The sequence below is a fragment of the Methylomonas aurea genome (genome assembly GCF_024505045.1).
GTDB classification, from domain to species: Bacteria; Pseudomonadota; Gammaproteobacteria; order Methylococcales; family Methylomonadaceae; genus Methylomonas; species Methylomonas aurea.
Genome location: NZ_JANIBM010000002.1, coordinates 163,360 through 179,456, shown reverse-complemented (window position 1 = coordinate 179,456; position 16,097 = coordinate 163,360). Strand labels below are relative to the sequence as shown.

13 protein-coding genes are annotated in these 16,097 nt (G+C 45.5%); 10 read left to right on the top strand and 3 right to left on the bottom strand.

Annotated elements, in window-relative coordinates:
- Positions 1 to 146 precede the first annotated feature (146 nt).
- Positions 147 to 1,397, top strand: a complete 1,251-nt coding sequence (locus NP603_RS02600; protein WP_256609368.1) for an HlyC/CorC family transporter — start codon at positions 147 to 149, stop codon at positions 1,395 to 1,397.
- 199 nt (positions 1,398 to 1,596) lie between these two features.
- Here NP603_RS02600 and corA read toward each other — a convergent pair whose 3' ends face one another.
- The 3 genes from corA to xrtA form a co-directional block, all read right to left on the bottom strand.
- Positions 1,597 to 2,874: a magnesium/cobalt transporter CorA gene (gene corA, locus NP603_RS02595; RefSeq protein WP_256609367.1), complete on the bottom strand. Its 1,278-nt coding sequence runs from the start codon at positions 2,872 to 2,874 to the stop codon at positions 1,597 to 1,599.
- Between the two features lie 112 nt (positions 2,875 to 2,986).
- Positions 2,987 to 4,387, bottom strand: coding sequence for a mannose-1-phosphate guanylyltransferase/mannose-6-phosphate isomerase (locus tag NP603_RS02590; protein ID WP_256609366.1), 1,401 nt, complete (start codon positions 4,385 to 4,387; stop codon positions 2,987 to 2,989).
- Positions 4,388 to 4,511: 124 nt separating this feature from the next.
- Positions 4,512 to 6,026 carry an exosortase A gene (gene xrtA / locus NP603_RS02585; RefSeq protein WP_256609365.1) on the bottom strand — a complete coding sequence of 505 codons (1,515 nt, stop codon included), beginning with the start codon at positions 6,024 to 6,026 and terminating at the stop codon, positions 4,512 to 4,514.
- Positions 6,027 to 6,246: 220 nt separating this feature from the next.
- On the opposite strand from xrtA, the gene NP603_RS02580 reads away from it, so the two are divergent.
- The 9 genes from NP603_RS02580 to NP603_RS02540 all read left to right on the top strand — a co-directional run bounded on the left by NP603_RS02580 (position 6,247) and on the right by NP603_RS02540 (position 16,079).
- A complete protein-coding gene (locus NP603_RS02580; protein WP_256609364.1) occupies positions 6,247 to 7,494 on the top strand; it encodes a hypothetical protein in 1,248 nt (415 codons plus the stop codon).
- A gap of 12 nt (positions 7,495 to 7,506) precedes the next feature.
- Positions 7,507 to 8,454, top strand: a complete 948-nt coding sequence (locus NP603_RS02575; protein WP_256609363.1) for a glycosyltransferase family 2 protein — start codon at positions 7,507 to 7,509, stop codon at positions 8,452 to 8,454.
- A 49-nt stretch (positions 8,455 to 8,503) separates the two neighbouring features.
- Entirely contained in the window at positions 8,504 to 9,751 is a 1,248-nt protein-coding gene (locus NP603_RS02570; protein ID WP_256609362.1) for a glycosyltransferase family 4 protein, read from the top strand.
- 147 nt (positions 9,752 to 9,898) lie between these two features.
- The gene (locus NP603_RS02565) at positions 9,899 to 10,492 is read left to right on the top strand and encodes a tetratricopeptide repeat protein (protein WP_256609361.1); all 594 of its coding nucleotides are present in this window, start codon (positions 9,899 to 9,901) and stop codon (positions 10,490 to 10,492) included.
- Between the two features lie 41 nt (positions 10,493 to 10,533).
- Positions 10,534 to 11,352 (top strand): ABC transporter permease, encoded by an 819-nt coding sequence (locus NP603_RS02560; RefSeq protein ID WP_256609360.1) that lies wholly within the window; start codon positions 10,534 to 10,536, stop codon positions 11,350 to 11,352.
- 50 nt (positions 11,353 to 11,402) lie between these two features.
- Entirely contained in the window at positions 11,403 to 12,635 is a 1,233-nt protein-coding gene (locus NP603_RS02555; RefSeq protein ID WP_256609359.1) for an ABC transporter ATP-binding protein, read from the top strand.
- A 27-nt stretch (positions 12,636 to 12,662) separates the two neighbouring features.
- Positions 12,663 to 13,697 (top strand): class I SAM-dependent methyltransferase, encoded by a 1,035-nt coding sequence (locus NP603_RS02550; protein WP_256609358.1) that lies wholly within the window; start codon positions 12,663 to 12,665, stop codon positions 13,695 to 13,697.
- Positions 13,684 to 14,820: a glycosyltransferase gene (locus NP603_RS02545; protein ID WP_256609357.1), complete on the top strand. Its 1,137-nt coding sequence runs from the start codon at positions 13,684 to 13,686 to the stop codon at positions 14,818 to 14,820. Before NP603_RS02550 ends, NP603_RS02545 begins: the two co-directional genes overlap by 14 nt.
- A 98-nt stretch (positions 14,821 to 14,918) precedes the next feature.
- On the top strand, positions 14,919 to 16,079 hold the full coding sequence (locus NP603_RS02540) for a glycosyltransferase family protein (RefSeq protein ID WP_256609356.1): 1,161 nt from the start codon (positions 14,919 to 14,921) through the stop codon (positions 16,077 to 16,079).
- Positions 16,080 to 16,097 lie beyond the last annotated feature (18 nt).

Sequence of the window (16,097 nt, the reverse complement as noted above, 5' to 3'; positions counted from 1 at the left end):
AAATTTCAGCCGATTGCACCGTCAAGTTGATGTAGTTTAGTTCAATCCCGGACAAATGCTTCCGATAGGCTGGCAGTTTTCGGCTTGACAAATTTTACCCAGCATAGAAACTAAAGTCTTGTTGCACAAATCTGAGTACGTTTGTTTTGAACGACATCTCCCTGAGTATACTATTCGGTATACTGGCGGTATTATTGGTAATATCCGCATTTTTCTCGGGCTCCGAAACCGCGTTGATGACGCTAAACCGTTACCGGTTGCAGCATTTAGTCAAAAAAAAGCACAAAGGCGCCGTTAAAACACATCAACTTCTTAAGAGGCCGGAGCGTCTGCTTGGCCTGATCCTGATCGGCAACAATTTCGTCAACATCCTTGCCGCCGCGCTGACCACCGTGATTGCGATCCGTGTCGGAGGTAACCAGGCCATCCCGGCCGCCATGGCTTTGTTAACGCTGGCCATTCTGGTGTTTTCCGAGGTAACGCCGAAAACCCTGGGCACGCTGAAACCGGAATTGTTGGCTTTCTGCTCATCCTGGGTCTACCTCCCTTTGCTAAAACTGTTTTACCCGGTGGTATGGGCCATCAACTTGATATCGAATGGCTTGCTGCGGATTTTCGGTATCAAAGCCAATATGATGGAGGCGACAGCCGAACCTTTGAACAAAGACGAATTGAAAAGCTTGGTGTCGCAAGCCAACCACCAACTGCCGGTCCGCTACCGAAATATGCTGATGAGTATTCTGGATCTTGAGTCAGCTAGCGTAACCGACATCATGACGCACCGTAACGATATTGTCGGCATCGATTTGGAAGAATCGATAGAGGACATTATCCGCCAGCTGCAAGACAGCCCGCATACGAGGTTGCCGGTTTACAAGAAGAATATCGACCGGGTCATCGGTTTTTTGCACATCCGTACCGCCCTGTCCCGCATCAGCCACTCGACATTGGACAAGCAAAGCATCGTCAACAGTTTGGCCAAGCCGTTTTTCATTCCGGCCAGCACCTCGATTCACAAACAAATGCAGATTTTCAAGGCGGAAAAATTGCGCATTGGCCTGGTGGTCGACGAATACGGCGACGTACTGGGTCTGGTTACGCTTGATGATTTGTTACAGGAAATCGTCGGGGAATTGGTACTGGAGGAGCCGGACATAAAAGCGCAGAAAGACGGCAGCTATTTGGTCGACGCCGGCGTTACCATCCGCGAACTGAACCGGGTCACCCAATGGGATTTGCCGACCGAAGGCCCAAAAACCTTGAACGGCTTGATTATCGAATATATGGAAACCATCCCCGAACCCGGTACCAGCATCAAACTGGATGGCCACGTGATGGAAATCGTCAAACGCGACGACAACGCAGTGAAATTGGTTAAATTCAAACCGGTCGATTAATTTCTTCGGCCAAAAAAAAGGCGATTACCACAGGATAATCGCCTCAGAGCAATAGGAAGAAATATAACGCAACTTTTAGCTGTCAAACCAAACCGAAAAAGTTAGGTAAATCATAGTTGGCGAATTGTCGATTTTAAATGTGGCATTTTGTCGCAGTTTGTGGTTTTCAGCCCACAAATTGTGATGTAACCCGAAATTCTTATCGAAGCCAGCCTTTACGCCTGAAATATAGATAGGGCAAGAGTACGGAAATCGTCATCAGCCCCAACGCAAACGGATAGCCCAGCATCCATTTCAATTCCGGCATATATTCGAAATTCATACCGTAAATGCTGGCGATCAAGGTAGGCGGCAGCATCGCTACCGATGCGACCGAAAAGATTTTTATGACCTTGTTCTGATTGATATTAATAAAACCAACCGTGGCATCCATCAAGAAATTGATTTTGTCGAACAGAAATGCGGTATGGCTATTCAAGGATTCTATATCGCGCAAAATCTGCTGAGCGTCTTCCAACTGCGTCGGATTCAACAATTTACGCCGGATTAAAAACGACACGGCGCGTTGCGTATCCAACATATTCCTCCGAATTCGGCCGTTCAAATCCTCTTCTTCGGCAATATCGGTCAATATCTCGGCCGCTTCTTCGTCGCTGATATCCTGGCTCAGTACTTTTTTACTGACGCTTTCCAGTTGTGCGTAAATATTTTCCAGCGCGTCGGCGGAATATTCCGCTTCGGCACCGTATAAATCTAATAGCATATCCTTGGAATCAGTCACGAATCCAGGCTGGGTTCGCGCCCTTAAGCGCTGTAGCCGAAATACCGGCAACTCCTCGTTACGCACTGAGAACAGCATGTCGCCCGACAAAACAAAGGCCACCGGCACGCTGCGCGATTTCCCTTCCCTGTCCAACAGAAAATCCGAATGGATGTGGATTTCATGCTGGTCTTCGACATAGAAACGGGCGCTAGCCTCAAGGTCGGTCAGATCCAGCGGGTCGGGCAATTCCAAGCCGAAATGCTGGCCGATCAATTGGCGCTGGGCCTTGGTTGGCGCCAATAGGTCAATCCAGATCGGTTTGATTTCGTACAAATCGTGGCGGCAGGTAATGGCTACTTTGGATAAACGGCCCTCGACCAATTCGAATGCACTCATTTGGCCGACGCCGCAATGCGGCTCGCGATCGCCGACCAATTGTTCGCGCAAGGTATCGGAAAGCTCCCACAGTACGTCGTCCTGCCGGTTTTCCTCTACCTGCTCCCACACCAAACGCGCATCGTCCAACTCCAAGGCATGCAAAATTTGGCCTATTTCGATGGCAGTCAGTCGCGCCAACAGGCTGCGCAACTCGACCATGTGTTGTTTTTGCACCAGAGCAGTAATCAACTTGCGCCGCGGCATCGGCTGGTTTTGCAGCATGCCTTCGACGAGCTTGTGTTTTTTCAAAAGGTCGTTGACCGTTTGCAGGGACAAGGGCAACTCCGGGAAAACGAATACCGAACGTTATCGGATGTTAGGCAGGTCACCGCGCCAGACCGGCGCGGCGTCGATGGGAATTTTTAATCGAGAATGTGGCTTAACGGCGCTATATTCGCCCGTACTGGTCTTCGTAGCGCACGATATCGTCTTCGCCCAGATAGCTGCCGGACTGGACTTCGACCATTTCCAGAGGGATCACTCCCGGGTTCTCCAAGCTGTGAACCACACCGAGCGGGATATAGATCGATTCGTTTTCCGACACCAAAATTTTTTCGCCGTTCTTTTCGACCCAGGCGGTACCTTTCACCACAACCCAGTGTTCGGCACGATGGTGATGTTTCTGCACCGACAATTTCGCGCCGGGCTTGACCACGATGCGTTTGGTTTGGTGCCGGTCGCCGCTATCGACCAAGTCGTAATGTCCCCAAGGCCGGTAAACCTTGCGGTGGACGTTGGCTTCGCTACGTTTGGCTTTTTTCAGTTGGTCAACGATATCCTTGACGTCTTGCACCCGGTCTTTGGCAGCAATCATCACCGCATCGTCGGTCTCGACCACGATCAGATTGTCGACGCCGATCACGGCCACCAATTTGTTGCCGGAATGAATGTAGGAATTACGCGTATCCACCGTCAATACGTCGCCTTTGATGGCATTGCCGGTGTCGTCCTTGGCGGTGACGTCCCACAGTGCCGACCACGAACCGACATCGTTCCAGCCAGCGTCTAACGGAATAACCGCCGCTTTGTCGGTTTTTTCCATTACGGCATAATCAATAGAATCGGACGGGCATGTTGCAAAAATCTCTTTGTCCAACCGCACGAAGTCCAGGTCAGGTTTGGCTGCTTTCAATGCTTCCCGACATACTGCCAGCATTTGCGGATTGAATTTTTCCAATTCGCGCAAGAAACAACCAGCCTTGAACGCGAACATACCGCTGTTCCAAAAATATTCGCCGCTCTCCAGATAGCGTTGCGCAGTCTGCAGATCCGGTTTCTCGACAAAGGCATCGACTTTAAAAGCCTCGCCGTAACGCACGGTGCCGCGTTTGATATAGCCGTAACCGGTCTCGGGCTCGTTGGCGACAATGCCGAAGGTGACTAACAAATCCTGCTTCGCCAGTTGTTCGGCCTGAACGACCGCGCGATGAAACGACTGCCGATCGGCGACGACATGGTCCGCCGGCAAAATCAGCAAAATATCGTCCTCGGAACCTGCGCTCAACGCAGCCATCGCCACAGCCGGCGCGGTATTTTTGCCGACCGGCTCCAGGATGATGGCCGCCGGCTTGATACCGATCTCCCGCATTTGTTCGGCCATCATAAAACGATGGTCTTCGTTACACACCGCGATGGGCGGTTGCAAACCGGCCAATCCGTCCAGCCTGAGCATGGTTTCCTGAATCATTGTCGCACCGGAAACCAAAGGCAAAAATTGTTTGGGGTATTGGCCGCGCGACAATGGCCAAAGCCGGGTTCCGGAACCGCCTGACAAAATTACCGGTATCATAAGTTTTCCTTCACAAATTTAAACAAGGGTATTGCTAGTCTAACATCCGCGCCGCTAACACCGTCAAGCGCTGACGCCCAGCGGGCCAAGACGGCTCGGACAGCGGCTGCCGGATTGCCAAAACTCAACTGCAGCAGGCCTGGGCTATTTGGCCTAAATTATCCCGCGCCGTATCGAAATCTTGATTTACGACTTCGGTATAGATCACGACTAGTAATTCCGGAGCCGAATCGCCGCTCAGACGCTTGACCAATTGCCACCATTTGGCCAGATAAGCATTGTTGGTAGTTTTATCGCCAATTCGGTACCAGCGCCATACCAATAAATCGCGCTGGCTACTGTTCAATACCGCCTCCTCGACAACGGCGAAGTGACCGGATGCCGGTGCGAACGGATGATCGCTGTCGCGCAGTATCCGCCAAACCTTATGTTTTTGCGGGACCAAATAGTTCTGCGAGTTTACCAATTCTCCGCCTTGGCTTTCGTCGCCAAAATTGGCGAAGTAGAGGCCGACGACGGCTTGCCCGTTTTTCAGAAAGGTCCTCGCTTCGGCGACCACTCCTTGGAAGTTGGGCTCCCACCCCCAGTCCGGAGCTTCCGCCGGCTGCCAAGTATCGAGGCGCGGTTGACTGAATCGCTCCGGCACCATCACATTGCTATTTTGCAATCCGGACAGACCATGAGAAATCGGCGGCCATACCGACAGGCAAAACAAGATCACCGCTAAACCGAACCAGTGATAACGAGGCTCGGAAGCGATTTCGGCGTCGGCCTGCGCTTCTTCCTGCACGCTGGTTTCCGGACTGTCTGGCGCGTCGTGCCAAAACGAGCCGATATAAAACAGTGCAAACATGACGATCCCGAAAAATACCCAGCCATAGACGATGTGATCCACGCCGGTCGCGAGTTTCATGCTACTTAAATGGCCAATCATTACGATCATATAGGCTCGAAATCCGTTTGCGATGATCGGCGCCAGAAAGGAAACAGCGATAAAAACTGCGCGTTTTTTATAGCTGGTGTAATTCAGGTAAGCGTAAACCGTTCCCAAGGTAAACGACGCAATCAGATAGCGTAATCCGCTGCAGCCCTCTACCACCGACCAATTCCCTGAGGTCAACGTAAAGAATAAGCCTTCCCGGTAAACGCTGATCCCGGTCAATCGCAGTAACGTGACGACAAAGGTCGCGGTATAGTCCATCAGCGGCGGAATAAAAGCTTCGCCGAATGGCACCATCAGAAATAAAAACAGAATCGGAAACAACATGCTCGATACCACGCCGGTCCCCAGCACCGCCCACAGGCTGCTGGCCAGGATTGCAACCACCGCCCATTGCTGCACCACCAAGACGTGGACTAAATCCGCCACCAACCACAGAAAGCCACCCGCTACCGAGAAAAGCAGGCCAACCCAACTGAAATCCGCCTGCAAATTACGATATTGCTGCCGGTGCAACCAAATCAGCCATAAGCTGGTCGGTGCGACCAAATAACCATGGGTAAAGGTCTCAGAACGCGACCAAATTGCAACGATTGACGTCCATGTTTCCACGAACACCGCTAGCGAAAACATCGTAACCACCAACACACCGGCCAGCGGCTTACGCCAATGTTGCGGTAAACCAATCCTATCGGTCATAAAATCTCTCCGCCGTTCTATTATCTAAACCACTTATTTTTTGCATCACCACCCCGGATTGAACAAATAGACGATTCATAACACCCAAATTGGCCGCACAATGCGCTCCGCACCCGCTGCCGAGGCCGTCGCCGCTCGGCGAGACCGGGAATCTCTGCTAGGATGAAAGTGTAGCGCGTTACAGGTTGCTGCTACGGCACTTTAATTATCGATTGAAAATATGGCAATTCTGTTTATTTTGGTTTTCTGGTCGGCCTGCATCGCCTGCTTGTGGTTTTGGAAAAAGGAACTATTCATTGCGACCTGGAACGAGGCCTATTTTGCCGACACTCCGCTACTGATTGAGAGCGACGATTGGGGCCCCGGCGGCGAGTTTCATGCCGACCGACTTAAACAGTTGCTAGGTATGTTGGCACGGCATAGAGACGCCGTGGGCCGCAACGCAGTCCTGACTGCCGACATGGTGTTGGCCGTACCCGATTTAGAAAAAACTGCCGTGGACGGCGAATATCGCCGAAAAATGCTGGATGCCGATTTTCCAGTAATCTACCAAACGTTGAAAGACGGCATCGCCCGGGATCTGCTGACTCCCCAACTGCACGGACTGGAACATCTGAACGGTGCCGGTTTCGCCCGATTATTACGGCAAAACGACCCGCGCTTAGCCGCGGCCAAATCCAGCTCCGACTGGTGGGATTGGGAATCGTTGGATTCGCCGCTGCAAGGCCATTACGTCGACGGTAGCACATTGCCGACCTCACAACTCGATTCCGCCGAAGCGCAAAACATCGTCGAACTAGCGACCGCCAGTTTCCAAAGCATGTTCGGCGCGCCAAGCGTCAGTACTGTCGCGCCCTGCTATCTATGGAACGACAATATCGAAGAACACTGGAACACTCAGCATATCAGCGCAATTCAAACGGCAGGCTACCGTTGCACCGGCCGCGACCGATCTGGCCGCTATCTGCAGGATCCCCCAATTATCCGCGTCGGTACCAAGAACCGCGTCGGCCAAGTTTATTTGGTCCGCAATGTTATGTACGAACCCGTTGACGGTAAAAACACCGTAGCCGGCGCCTTGGCAGAGGCTGAAATCGCTTATCTGCAAGCAGCGCCGATCAGTATCTCGACTCATCGTTACAACTTCACCCGTTCCGAAACGGAATGCAACGATGCGATTGCCGGCCTGGATCAGCTCATATCGAACATTATTGATAGATTCCCACGAATCCGTTTTTTATCATCGGCCGAACTCGCGGAATCGTTATTGGATCGATCTCCTGAAGTTATCAATCGCTTTAATGAAAAACATTGGCCCGGCTTAACAATGGCTGGTGTCCACCGAAAACTGGGCGCGTTCTTATATAGGCTATACTATCGCCATCGAAAATTAGCCTTGCTTGGGTATGCGACGGGCTTATGTTTTCCTGCTTGGATAATCTGCAGAACCGGCCTTAAACAAAGGTAGCGAAGAAAGGTAATGAAAATCAGCGCCGTCATTCCAGCTTACAACAGCGCCAAGTTCGTCAATGCCGCCGTTGCCAGTATTCAGGCCCAGACAAAACCCGTCGCGGAAATCATCATTGTCGACGATGGTTCAACCGACGAAACCGAAGCAGTCGTACGCGCATTGCCTGGAAATATTGTCTATTACAAGCAAGCCAATCAAGGCCCCTCCGCGGCCCGCAACAAAGGCATAGAACTGGCGACGGGAGATTGGATCGCATTCTTGGATGCCGACGACCAATGGACCGCAGACAAAATCGCCTTACAAAAAGCAATATTGGAAAAATATCCGGAACTCGTATTAGTGGCCGGAGACATGGCGGAGATCGATAATAACGACCATATAATCACGGAATCGGTGTTAGCAAAGCACGGCATGTTGGAGGGCTTCCAGGATTTAGCAGGTCAAGCGATACCTAATGCCCTAGCCAGATTGGTTACCAAAAACTTCATACCGACCGGGACCGTATTGGCAAAGCGGGATATCTTGATTGCCGCGGGCGGATTCAATGCCGATATCCGCTTTGGCGAAGATTTGGAGTTGTGGGCAAAAATAGCTACCTATCACCCCATCGGTTGTTTGCCGCAACGCTTAATGCTACGCCGGCAACACGGGAAGAACGCAACCTCTGCCAACGAAAGCATGCTCCTAGATCTGACCAAAGTAATGGATTCGATTCGCACGTTTTCAGAACAACAACTAAAACACCAAGGCCTTGACCCAAATCAGTTGGTTGCGGACGCGTTTTGGAATTTAGGATATTGGTATTTCGCCACCTACAAATCCAATTTGGCGAGAAACGCATTCGTATCAAGCTTAAAACAACAATTAACATGGCGCTCATTTGCCTATTTGATTGCATCAAGCTTACCGCGACTCCTCGTCCTTCGAATACGAAAATTTAAACAAAGAATTAGTTAGAACCACATTATGTATTATTCATTTTTTGTCGCTGGACAACATAAGCAGTATGAACAACGGACCTAATCCAAAACGGATTTTGTATGTCGAAAATGGCATCGGTTACGGTGGCGCCATAATCTGTCTACGCCATTTGGTCCGACACTTGGACCGTTCCCTGTATCTGCCGATGGTCATTACCGGCAGAACCGGACCGCAATATGAAGAAATCGGCCAAGACGCCCTTTGGAAACATATACCCGATCGACATTTTGATACGGTAGCGTGGCGTACTAAACTTGAAACGGCTAAGGTTATCAATCAAAATCCGGCATTAAACTTCATAGCCACTCAGATTATTGCCAGGGCCGACGATATTTTTAATTTTCTTCCATTTTTCATATCGTTACTATGGACCGCGTGGCGTTTTGATGCCGATTTAATCCACGCCAACAACGATCCGGTTTGTAATCGAGCCGCATTATTAGTTGCGAAAATGCTTGGCATCCCCAGTATCTGCCATATTAGGGGTAACCCCGTACCTTTCGAGGCCGCGAAATTCTTTTACCGATTACCGGATTTCTTTATTCCTGTTTCAAATTGGGTTGCTGAACGGATGCGGGATTTATTATTCGTTCCCGATCAAAAAATGCAGGTCGTATATGACGGGATAAACCTGGACAAACTCGACTTAACAGCAGATGGACGGTTGTTCAGACAGCAATACGATATCCCGGAAGACGCCTATGTTGTCGGCTTGGTTGGCTTATTGATTCCTTGGAAAGGGCAGGATCTTTTTATCGATGCAGCAAAAAACCTGAAGGAAAAAATCCCAAACCTAAAAATGCCGATTATCGGTGGCACTCCGGTAGACTGTATAGAATATGAAAATAAATTGAGGCAACGTGTAACAACCGAAGGCCTGGAAAATATCGTCGTTTTTACCGGCCATATAGACAAGATGGAGACGGTTTATAACGGACTTGATATTGTAGTATCAGCATCAACCAATCCGGAGCCGTTAGGCACGGTAGTAATAGAAGCGATGGCCATTAAACGTCCTATAGTCGGTCCAAATCATGGCGGTGCCGCCGAAATGTTAGCACACTATGAAACGGGCATGCTTTTCAAACCGGGGGACAATATGGAGCTGGCATCTGTAATTCAAGAGTTGCACGCCAAGCCTGATTTAGCTCACCGGCTAGGAGATAACGCAAACAAGAAGGCCTTTAGAATATTTTCAGTATACGCCCATAAAGAAAAAGTACAAACCTTATATGATAAAATTCTTAAAAAGCAAATGCCATCCACATTTTAATTCACATCATTGAAAAGGTATTCTTTCAGCAATTAACCAATCAGATAAAGAATATGTAATCCGGCAAATACCAAAAACAGGAAATAATTGTCAGCCAAGTTAAAAAAAATAATCAATATAGCAATTTGACAGAAGGCATTTTCTTTAATGAAATCACATATATCCCGCATCGCTAAATTATTTTCTTTTGCAGCTATTTTTTTAGCATCAAAGACAGCTAGCGCCGATACCAATACAATTGATATGGATATCATGGCATTACCTGATTATTGTGCAAAATTTATAAAACCAGACTTAGAAGGAACAGCCAAGGCACAGCGGTGGGACAAACTTTTATCGGGGTTCGACGGAATTCATCATTATTGCTTTGGCCTTAATAAATATAACAAGGCATGGAAAACATTCGACAAAACAGAAAGAAGTAGTTTACTCAAGGGCGCGATCAATGAAATGAGCTATCCTCTTAACCACCACTTCAATCCCAAACACCCTCTCAGCCCTAAGTTACTTTACGATATAGGTAAAGCAAGCGAGGCACAGGAAGACTACAAATCGGCAATCGATTATTATAAGAAAAGCATTGATTTAAATCCCAACGTTTGGCTTCCACATGCGGCATTAAGCGACATACAAGTTAAATTAAACCTTAAAAAAGAAGCAATAGAAACTCTAAAAAACGGACTAAAATTCAAACCAAATTCTAAACCATTATTAAAGCGCCTCGATAAAATTCAGAAATAACCTTTTCAATCAAAACAAGACCTTTTATATTCAATTGCCGTATGCTTCGAATAGCTTATAATTTATACTTATACAGAGAGCTGATTGCAGCTCTCACCTACAAAAATATAGTCATTCGTTACAAACAAGCTTATCTTGGAATTTTGTGGGCGGTATTAAAGCCGGTGATGTTAATGTTAGTATTCACATTAATGAAGGGCTTTATAGGCATTGAAACCGGTAGCATTCCTTACCCGTTGATTACTTTTGCGGCACTAATACCCTGGGTCTTTTTTCAGGAATCGGTTTCGGAAGGTGTCAATAGCGTCACCTCAAATGCGGCATTAATCAAAAAGATATATTTCCCTCGCGAAATATTTCCGTTAACCGCTATGGTAACTAAGTTGGTAGAACTCGCTATCAGCTTTGGCATATTGGCCGGAATGATGGTTTACTACCGAATAATTCCCAGCGCTTACATATGGTGGGTACCGGCTTTTATCCTGTATACGATGGTTGTGGCTCTTACCATAAGCTTTTTTGGCGCCGCTATGAACGTGTACTATCGCGACGTAGCGCAAGCTATACCCATAGCGTTATCTTTACTGATGTATGGTTCGCCGGTCATTTACCCTTTGAGTCTCGTTCAAAAAAAATTATTGATTGAGCAAGCCGCCGGCGAATGGTCCGATAGGTTATATATGCTCTACACCCTTAATCCTTTGGTTGGGATTATTGACGGATTCCAACGCGTATTGATCAAAGCTACCGAACCCGATTTTGGCGCACTTTATCCCGGATTGATTCTAACGCTGGCATTTTTGCCTATCAGTTATTGGTTCTTTAAGCGAGCCGAAAGCTGGTTTGCTGACGTTATCTAGCAGAGAAGTCAGAAAGCATTCGTCGTATAAAATCACACTAATTTCAGTTTATGGCCATCATAGAAGTCAACCACCTCACTAAGGAATATCAACTGGGCCATTTGACCAGTGCCAAGGAAACAGCATTAAACGCCCTCAGACGCCTAACCTTTCAGCCCACGCTCGAGCGCGAACGATTCAAAGCTTTGGACGATGTCAGCTTCCAAATCGAAGAAGGCGAAGTGGTAGGCATTATCGGACATAATGGCGCCGGCAAAAGCACCTTGCTCAAACACTTGGCCAACATCAGCAAGCCGACAAAGGGCGAAGTTATTGTACGAGGCAGTGTCGCACCATTAATTGAGGTCGGCGCAGGCGTCAACCCTGAACTAACAGGGAGAGAAAATATATTCTTAAATGGAGCAATCTTAGGTATCCCAAAAAGAGTTATTCAACAAAAACTGGATGAAATAATCGACTTTTCAGAATTGGAGCAGTTTATCGACACACCGGTTAAGCGATACAGCTCCGGAATGACAGTCAAGCTGGGATTTTCTATTGCTACTAGCATGGAAGCGGACATTTTGATTGTCGACGAGGTATTAGCAGTTGGTGACCTATCCTTTCAAAGAAAATGCTTTGATCGAATGGAAGACTTAATAAAAAGACAAGGCAGAACCGTACTATTGGTGAGTCATAATATACGTCAAATTCAGCGCCTTTGTAATCGAGTAATATTGCTTGATCATGGTGTAATTCACATGGAAGGCGATCCTCAGAAAGTTTGTGATCGCTTCTACGAACAAAGTGACAAAAAAATAAAGGACACCATGGAACTTTCCAGCTCTAAATCCATAGGCTCAGGTGAAATAGATTTAATGGAATTGTATTTTTGTAACGAATTCGGAAAAAGAACCGAAGACCTTACATATAAGAAAGATTGCTCAATCCATTTCAAAATAAATGTAATACATGAAATTGAAGACCTGACTTTTGGTTTTGGATTTCATACGACAGATTTCTTATACCTAACAACCCATAACAGTGAAGAACAAATAAACATTGAACGCATCCCCCGAGGAATCACAGAAATCACGTGTAATATTAAACAATTACCGCTTTTGCCTGGCATATATTCGATCCGTTTCGGAATAACAAGTGGAAAATCGGCAAGAACAATATTTTATGGTGAAAACATGAAGCATTTTCAGGTAATTGGCAAGATACCCATTACTATTCGCGATGGTTTTTTTGCTCTGGATGCTAAATGGGAGCAAACGGATGCTAACACCGCTGCAATTTGATTTATCTAGTTGAACAACAGTAAAATAATGACGACCTTCTTAAATAAATGCCGTATCTGCGATAGTATCGACACCCATACTACATACACTTGTCATGAAATGATGTTTGGCACTGGCGAAGAATTTGAATATTTTCAATGCGCTGCTTGCGAATGCCTTCAAATCAAGACAATTCCAAATAATATCGAAAAGTATTATCCGTCGAATTATACGCCACATATTCCCCCGGCAACCGCATCCAATGGTAGCAGCTGGATTACTCATATTCTACAAAAAAAAAGAATAGAAACTGCAATTTTCCAACGTAACTTTAAATTAAATAACCTAATAAAACATTTCGTTAACCTACCGGATGCATTGCATGGAACGCCAAACGATGTATCTTCTGTTGGTCGAATTCTCACAACAGCTGGGTTGAAAAGCTTTAAAGACCCTATCCTAGATGTAGGATGCGGAATTTATTCACACTGGCTAACGCACCTCAGGGAATTGGGCTTCAGCAGACTGCTTGGTATAGATCCACTTATTCCAAAAGATCAAGAATACGGAGACATTAAAATCATAAAAAAAGAATTATGCGATGTACCAGGTAAATTTACCTTTATAACACTGCATCATTCATTGGAACATATTCCTAATCAAGAAGAAACGCTAGCCGAGATCAAAAATCACCTTACATTGGATGGCGTTTGCTTAATTAGAATTCCGTTAGTTTCATCTTATGTATGGAACCAGTACAAAACCAACTGGGTTGAGCTTGATCCACCAAGACATCTCTATCTCCATTCTATAAAAAGCTTTAAATTTCTTGCAAGTAAAGTTGGGTTAGAAATATTTGATATCCAATACGATACTACTGCATTCGAATTTTATGGTAGCGAAATGTATGCTCGAGGAATCCCTTTAAATGATAAAAATTCACCTTTAGTCAATATAAATAGTTCTTTATTTAGCGAAGATGAAATGCATAAGTTCAAGGTATTATCTGACTATGTGAACAAAACAGAACAAGCAGGAAGAGCAGCGATATTTTTACGAAGAGTGTCCGATGTCAACACATAGTAACCGCCCAACTGCAACTGTATATTCCGGGGACCATGAAACAGGCGCATGCGCAACTATCAGGATTTTGGATCCGCTGCGAGCAGATAACTGGAATTTACTATGGGGAAAACAGATTAACAAAAAGGAATCATTCGATATTGAACTTGCAAGGCAGGCCGATGTAATAATAATCCAGAGACAATTTCCTTCCGAGTCAACAGAAAAAATCCTCAAATCCATTTTAGAGCTACAAAAACCTATAGTTTATGAACTAGATGATTTGCTGCTTGAACTCCCTAGAAACCACCCGAGCCATTACAGCTTCAAAAGACACGATCCTTTCATCAAATGGATATTAAAGGAAGCGGATATAATTACTGTCTCAACCAAGCCACTAAAGGAAGCCATCTCGAAATATACTAGCAAACCAATACAAGTAAAGCCAAATCTCATAAATTTTGATTTGTTTATGCAGCGCCCAAAACCTCGAAACGAGAGCTTCAAGTTTCTGGTATCTGGAACATCAACACATCAAAAAGATTGGGCTATTATAGAAGAAGCATTAATTATGCTGCTGAATAAATATAAGGAACAAGTAAATATTGTATTTTTTGGCGACACGCCTAAAAATTTAGCACATCACGATTCGGTTAATGTAATACCCTTTCAACCTAATTACGTAGACTACGCCTCACAGCTAAAGGGGCTCGGTATTGATGCAGCCTTGACACCTTTGGAAAACACGAGCTTCAATCAAAAGAAAAGCAATATTAAGTGGCTAGAGTATTCTGCAGCAGGAATTCCCGGAGCATACAGCGATATAACTCCTTACAACACATGCATCAGCCATGAACAAACCGGTTTATTGGTTAAAAATGATTCAACCTCTTGGTTTAACGCTATGGTGAAACTTATTGAAAATCCAGTTCAAGCAAATATGATGGCAGAAAATGCACAAGAGTTGGTCAGAACACAATATTCTGTTGAAAGCTCGGCAAAAGATTTCTCCTCCACCATCGGCAGCGTTGTTGGAAAAAGCCATAAGCCTAGTAGATTTTCGATGTTGCCCGTTTATCAAAACCACATAAAGAATAACGTGAACCGTTGGATTGAACGAAATGTAACTTGGCGATTTAAATAATCTGAAAACCAAGTTTTGCATTCGCTCTAAAGCAGCACCAAGCATACAAAGCAAAAAGTCGCAACCATATTAATTGATCCATTAAGCCATTGAAAAACATGACAGTAGGCACAAATAATCACACAATTAAAACACCAACTGTAGCGGTTTATTCATATGAGCCTGATGTTTTCTCATGCTCGATGATAAGAATAGTCGATCCAATACGAGCGAACAATTGGAATGTTGTATGGGCGGGCATCAAGAAAAAAAAAGGATATGTATTTAACCATGAAGTCGCATATAAAGCGGACTTGATCGTTATACACAGAATGTTTCCTTCTAAATATACCGAGAGCACCCTTAGGTTCCTAATAAACTCGGGAAAACCCATAATTTATGACTTGGATGACTTGTTTCTTAATGTCTCCAAAGAACATCGCCCGGAATACAAACAATTCTCCCCTTATATAAAATGGATTTTAAAAGAAGCAGATGCCATTACAGTCTCAACCGATCAGTTGAAAATCGAGCTCGCAAAGCATACCGGAAGACCTATTTTCGTCAACCAGAATATTATTAATTTTGACTTGTTTTATTCGAAACCAAGAGAACGCTCTAGCCATTTTAATTTTTTAATATCAGGAACCCCAAGCCATCAAAGAGACTGGGCAATTATAGAAGGGCCTATTTTAGATATAATTAACCTATACAAAGAAAAAGTAAAGTTTATCTTTTTTGGTGACACACCCGAAAAACTGCGCGGCAATCCATCCATTGAGATTATTGAATTCCAGCCAAACTACACAAATTATGCGACTCAGCTAAAAAAAATAGAAGCACATGCAGCATTAATACCTCTGGTCGAAACAAACTATAATAACTGTAAAAGCAATATTAAATGGCTGGAATACTCCGCCGCTGGCATTCCGGGTATATACAGCGATCGTCTTCCATATAATTTATCCGTTATTGACCAACACAACGGCCTCCTTGCGTCTGACAATCCATGCTCATGGGTTAAGGCGATGACCCAATTGCTGGAAAACCGCCAAGCCACGTCCAAGCTAATAGAAAATGCTCAGCAAGAAGTAAAAGAACAACACTCAATTGAGACAAAATTGCCAGGATATATGTCTGTTTTTACGAGACATATACAACAAAAGCACAATTTTAATAGATTCTCCCAAACTGCAATACTGCACCTTATGCTATTAGATAATTTCAGATATTTTATCGAAAAAAATATTACTTGGCGCTTTGGCAAAAAAACTGTGTAGATTGGGCAATATACATCA

Bases quoted from the DNA above. Each gene is read 5' to 3' on its own strand.
- NP603_RS02590 (WP_256609366.1), bottom strand. From the start codon at position 4,387: ATGATACCGGTAATTTTGTCAGGCGGTTCCGGAACCCGGCTTTGGCCA.
- xrtA (WP_256609365.1), bottom strand. From the start codon at position 6,026: ATGACCGATAGGATTGGTTTACCGCAACATTGGCGTAAGCCGCTGGCC.
- NP603_RS02580 (WP_256609364.1), top strand. From the start codon at position 6,247: ATGGCAATTCTGTTTATTTTGGTTTTCTGGTCGGCCTGCATCGCCTGC.
- NP603_RS02575 (WP_256609363.1), top strand. From the start codon at position 7,507: ATGAAAATCAGCGCCGTCATTCCAGCTTACAACAGCGCCAAGTTCGTC.
- NP603_RS02570 (WP_256609362.1), top strand. From the start codon at position 8,504: ATGAACAACGGACCTAATCCAAAACGGATTTTGTATGTCGAAAATGGC.
- NP603_RS02565 (WP_256609361.1), top strand. From the start codon at position 9,899: ATGAAATCACATATATCCCGCATCGCTAAATTATTTTCTTTTGCAGCT.
- NP603_RS02560 (WP_256609360.1), top strand. From the start codon at position 10,534: ATGCTTCGAATAGCTTATAATTTATACTTATACAGAGAGCTGATTGCA.
- NP603_RS02555 (WP_256609359.1), top strand. From the start codon at position 11,403: ATGGCCATCATAGAAGTCAACCACCTCACTAAGGAATATCAACTGGGC.
- NP603_RS02550 (WP_256609358.1), top strand. From the start codon at position 12,663: ATGACGACCTTCTTAAATAAATGCCGTATCTGCGATAGTATCGACACC.
- NP603_RS02545 (WP_256609357.1), top strand. From the start codon at position 13,684: ATGTCAACACATAGTAACCGCCCAACTGCAACTGTATATTCCGGGGAC.
- NP603_RS02540 (WP_256609356.1), top strand. From the start codon at position 14,919: ATGACAGTAGGCACAAATAATCACACAATTAAAACACCAACTGTAGCG.